The following is a 4,391-nucleotide window of genomic DNA, read 5'->3' as shown; positions in this document are numbered from 1 at the left end:
TCGCATCGGGATGCTTGCGCACTTCGTCAACGCGCAGCTTCGTGCTGCGGATGGTGAAGATCAGCATCCGCTGTTCCATCGTTACTTTCTCGAGCATCAGTCCGTTCGCGAAAGGCTGCGGCAAGGTCTTCTGCATTTCCGTTGCCGTGTCGCTCAACGCCTGGTCGACGGCGGCGGTGGCCGGAGCCTTCCGGCTGACGACGAACAGGGTCAGCACCACGACCACGATCACGACAAGAATCGCCGGCAGCGCCAGCCATTTTCCCGAGGGGCGAGCGGTCGTTGCTGTGCTGGGCGTCGGGTCGGTGGCGCGCTGGGGCATCGCTGTTTCTCGGACTGAACGGAATTGAATCGTGACGGGCGAAGTCGCCGCGTCTTACGGCGCCGCCGCCGGATCGGAGCAATCGCTCTTGACCGCCGCCACGTCGAAAATGGCCTGCCGGTCCTGATCGATGAAATGACGCACCACGGTGGCGCCGGCATCGAGCAGAGCGAGTTCGCTCTTGTCGTTGCAGGCGTGCTTGATCACGTCCTGCTGTTCCTGGCGATGGATCGCCGGCAGCTTCTTTGGATCGAAGGCGCCGATGCGCACGTCGGGGATGCGGATGTCGATGATGAATTTGCTGTCATCGACGCGGACGCTTTCCTGGACCAGACCGTCGACATAAGGCTTGGGCAGTTGCGCGTTCATGCTCGCGGCGGTGTCTTTGAGCAGCTTCGCCAGCGTGGGGTTTTCCGGCGCGGCGCTGCAGGCGGCCAGCGCGATCGCGAGCAGGGCCGAAGTCAGGAGCAGACGTTGCTTGTTCATCGGAAGTCCTCGTGCGGGATCGACAAAGGTTCGGCTTTTCGGGAGCGGCATCAGCCGCGCCATCATGCCTCAGTGACGGAAGTGGCGGCGACCGGTGAACACCATCGCCATGCCGTGTTCGTCGGCGGCGGCGATCACTTCGGCATCGCGCATCGAACCGCCGGGCTGGATCACCGCGACGATGCCGGCTTCGGCGGCGGCATCGATGCCATCGCGGAACGGGAAAAACGCATCCGAAGCCATCACCGAGCCCGGCACCGTCAGGCCGGCTTCGGCGGCTTTCAGGCCGGCGATCTTCGCGCTGATCACGCGGCTCATCTGGCCGGCGCCGATGCCGATGCTCTGCGCATCCCTGGCGTAGACGATGGCGTTGGACTTGACGTGCATCGCCACTTTCCACGCAAACAACAAGTCCTGCATTTCCGTCGCCGTCGGCGCGCGCCGGCTGACGATTTTCAGATCGCTGGCGATCAACGCATCGGTATCGGCATCCTGCACCAGCAGGCCACCGGCGATGCGCTTGTATTCCATCTGCGTGGGCAGCGCCGTCAGTTCGCCGCAGGCAAGAACACGCACGTTCGGTTTCTTGGCGAAATGCACCATCGCGGCGTCGGCGATCGCCGGCGCCAGCACCACTTCGACGAATTGCCGCTTGAGGATTTCCGCGGCGGTCGCGGCATCGAGCGGGCGGTTGAAAGCGATGATGCCGCCGAAGGCCGAAGTCGGATCGACCGCGTAGGCGCGATCGTAGGCGCTCATCAGATCGGCAGCGACGGCGACGCCGCAAGGGTTCGCGTGCTTGACGATCACGCAGGCAGGCGCGTCGAAGGCCTTGACGCATTCGAGCGCGGCGTCGGCATCGGCGAGGTTGTTGTAGCTCAACTCCTTGCCCTGCAGGAAACGCGCGGTCGCGACGATGCCCTGTGGTGCATTCTTTTCAACGTAGAGCGCGCCACGCTGATGCGGGTTCTCGCCATAGCGCAGCGTCGAGGCAAGATCGAGCGAGAGATTGAACGTGTGCGGCCAGGCTTCCGGCGCTTCCGGGTTCGCCGCGCGCGGCGACAGCCACTGCGTGACCTGGCCGTCGTAGGCGCTGGTGTGCGCATAGGTTTTCGCGGCGAAAGCGCGGCGCTGCGCGCTGGTCGTACCGCCATCCGCGAGGGCGGCGAGCAGACCCGGATAATCGGAGGGATCGACGATCACACTGACGCGCGCATGATTTTTCGCGGCAGCGCGCAGCATCGCCGGGCCGCCGATATCGATGTTCTCGATCGCATCGTCGTAGCCGCAGTCGGGTTTGGCGACGGTCGCGGCGAACGGATAGAGGTTGACGACCAGCAGGTCGATCGGCGCGATGCCGTGTTCGGCCATCACCGCATCGTCGGTGCCGCTGCGGCCGAGCAGGCCGCCGTGGATCTTCGGATGCAGAGTCTTGACGCGGCCATCCATGATTTCCGGAAAGCCGGTGACGTCGCTGACATCACGAACCGGAATGCCGGCCTCGCGCAGGGTTTTCGCGGTGCCGCCGGTGGACAGCAGTTCGATGTTTCGCGCGGCGAGCGCGCGGGCCAGGTCGAGGATGCCGGTCTTGTCGGAAACGGAAAGCAGCGCGCGGCGAACGGGCAGACGGTCGGCAGACATGGCGGAGGCCCTTGAGCGAAGCGCGGATTATAGCGGGCCGCAGCATTGAACCGTGGAAGCGGGTAGACCGGAGAAATCAGCCGAGGCCGTGTTCCCGCAGCTTCTTGCGCAGGGTGGCGCGGTTGATGCCCAGTGTCGCGGCGGCGCGGCTCTGGTTGCCGTCGCAGTGGCGCATGACTTCTTCCAGCAGCGGCAATTCGATCTCGCGCAGCACGATGTCGTAGAGCTCGTGCGAAGCGCATTCGCCGAGGTCGAGCAGATAACGGCGCACGGCCTTGGCGACGTAATCGCGCAGGGCGGGTTGCGGATGCGAATGCGGCGCGGGCTCCGCGCGCAGTGCATGGAGTGAGTTCACGATCAGGGGGCTCCAGAGGTTGTGTCCGCTTCCCTGCGGGCCGCCGGATCTTCTGGCGGACGGGAAGTCTACAGCGCAGCAACGCGTCGCGCCAACGTCGCCGCAAGCGCTTGAGCGGACAGAAAAAAGTCAGCGGAATTCGAAACTGAAGGCGACCGCGCGCTTGCCTGGATCGAGAATCTCGAGGGTGATGCTGGCCGATTGCCCCGGCGCGATCAGCGTGGTAGCGGGCGCGCTGCCGAGATAGTCGCGCGGACTGAAACGGCGCAGGCCCAGCGAATCGCCATCGAGATTGGAAAGCGACAATTGCAGTTGCGGCCAGGCTTGGGCGAATTTCGCATCGTTGCGGAAACTCGCTGACACCAACAGCACTTCCGGCACCGAAGGATGCGGGCGGATTTCGCGCGAGGTGACATGAAACGCGGTCGGTTCGTGCCAGGGCGGCAACGAACAACGCAGGAAATCGCAGAGCATCTCGATGCGCGGCCGCCATTCCGGATCCGCCGCCAGGCGCGCACGATCGGCGACGGCGATCTGCAGGACCAGCGCCAGCAGCAGCCAGGGCAACACGAACCACAGCCAGAAATCACGGCGCGGTTTGGGCGTCGGCGCAGAAGGCTGCAGGAAATCGGGCGAGGGGCGGCTCATCGACAACGACTTCCGGAGCTCATGCTTTTCTTGTCCCCGTGATGCGCATCCAGTCGTCGAGTTGCGTGGCTTCGAGCCGTTCGAACCACGGCGCGTAGCGTTCGAGCAGCGCGTCTTCCTGGCCGTGGAGAATGCCTGACAGTGCGATCACGCCGCCGGTCACGACGCGCGCCGCCAGCGTTTCCGCCAACGCATCGAGCGCCGAGGCGAGGATGTTCGCGACCACGACCGGATAGGCCGCGACCGGTTCGTCATCGGGGAGAAAAACACGCAGTCTTTCGCCGACGCCGTTGCGTTCGGCATTGTCGATGCTCGCGGCCAGCGCCTGCGGATCGTTGTCGACGCCGACCGCATGCGCAGCGCCGAGCTTGAGCGCGGCGAGCGCGAGGATGCCCGAGCCGCAGCCGAAATCGAGGACGTCCTTGCCCGCGAGCGGCAGCGAATCGAGCCAGGCCAGGCATAGCGAGGTGGTCGGATGCGTGCCCGACCCGAACGCCAGTCCCGGATCCAGGCGCACGATCACGCCGCTCTCCGCTTCCGTCGGCGCTTCCATGTTCCAGGGGATGATCCAGGTGCGCATGCCGAACTGCATCGGCACGTATTGATCCATCCACGCGCGCTCCCAATCCTGGTCGGCGACCTCGCGAAATTGCGCGCTGCCCAGATCGATGCGGTCGTCGTAGGCTTCGAGGGCGTGCAGCAGCAGGGCTTCGTTGGTGTCGTGCTCGAACAACGCCAGCAACGTGACCTCGGGCCAGAGCGGCGTTTCGCCGACGCCGGGTTCGAGGATCGCCTGCTCGTTCTCGGCATCGGCAGCATCCATCAGCGACACCGACAGTGCGCCGAGATCTTCGAGCGCGGTTTCGACGCGGGCTTCATCGGCGGCGCGACAACGCAGGGACAGTTCAAGCCAGGGCATGCAATCGGTCTTTCCGTGGG

The 4,391-nt window shown here is 65.1% G+C and carries 6 protein-coding genes; all 6 read right to left on the bottom strand.

Features of this window, described 5'->3' with window-relative positions; translation table 11 throughout:
* The coding region (locus tag VKM35_RS01820; RefSeq protein WP_324317743.1) for a hypothetical protein at positions 1-322 on the bottom strand (322 nt) is incomplete at its 3' end.
* A gap of 54 nt (positions 323-376) precedes the next feature.
* Positions 377-808: a hypothetical protein gene (locus VKM35_RS01815; protein WP_324317741.1), complete on the bottom strand. Its 432-nt coding sequence runs from the start codon at positions 806-808 to the stop codon at positions 377-379.
* Between the two features lie 69 nt (positions 809-877).
* Positions 878-2,449 (bottom strand): bifunctional phosphoribosylaminoimidazolecarboxamide formyltransferase/IMP cyclohydrolase, encoded by a 1,572-nt coding sequence (purH, locus tag VKM35_RS01810; RefSeq protein WP_324317739.1) that lies wholly within the window; start codon positions 2,447-2,449, stop codon positions 878-880.
* A 76-nt stretch (positions 2,450-2,525) separates the two neighbouring features.
* A complete protein-coding gene (fis, locus tag VKM35_RS01805; protein ID WP_324317737.1) occupies positions 2,526-2,804 on the bottom strand; it encodes a DNA-binding transcriptional regulator Fis in 279 nt (92 codons plus the stop codon).
* A gap of 129 nt (positions 2,805-2,933) precedes the next feature.
* Positions 2,934-3,452, bottom strand: coding sequence for a DUF3426 domain-containing protein (locus VKM35_RS01800; RefSeq protein ID WP_324317735.1), 519 nt, complete (start codon positions 3,450-3,452; stop codon positions 2,934-2,936).
* A 19-nt stretch (positions 3,453-3,471) separates the two neighbouring features.
* Positions 3,472-4,371 carry a 50S ribosomal protein L11 methyltransferase gene (gene prmA / locus VKM35_RS01795; RefSeq protein ID WP_324317745.1) on the bottom strand — a complete coding sequence of 300 codons (900 nt, stop codon included), beginning with the start codon at positions 4,369-4,371 and terminating at the stop codon, positions 3,472-3,474.
* Positions 4,372-4,391: the final 20 nt, after the last annotated feature.

It is taken from the genome of Arenimonas sp. (assembly GCF_035312645.1).
In the GTDB taxonomy this organism is placed as follows: domain Bacteria; phylum Pseudomonadota; class Gammaproteobacteria; order Xanthomonadales; family Xanthomonadaceae; genus Arenimonas.
The sequence above is the reverse complement of the archived record's forward strand: the minus strand, read 5'-3'. Positions and strand labels throughout refer to the sequence as shown.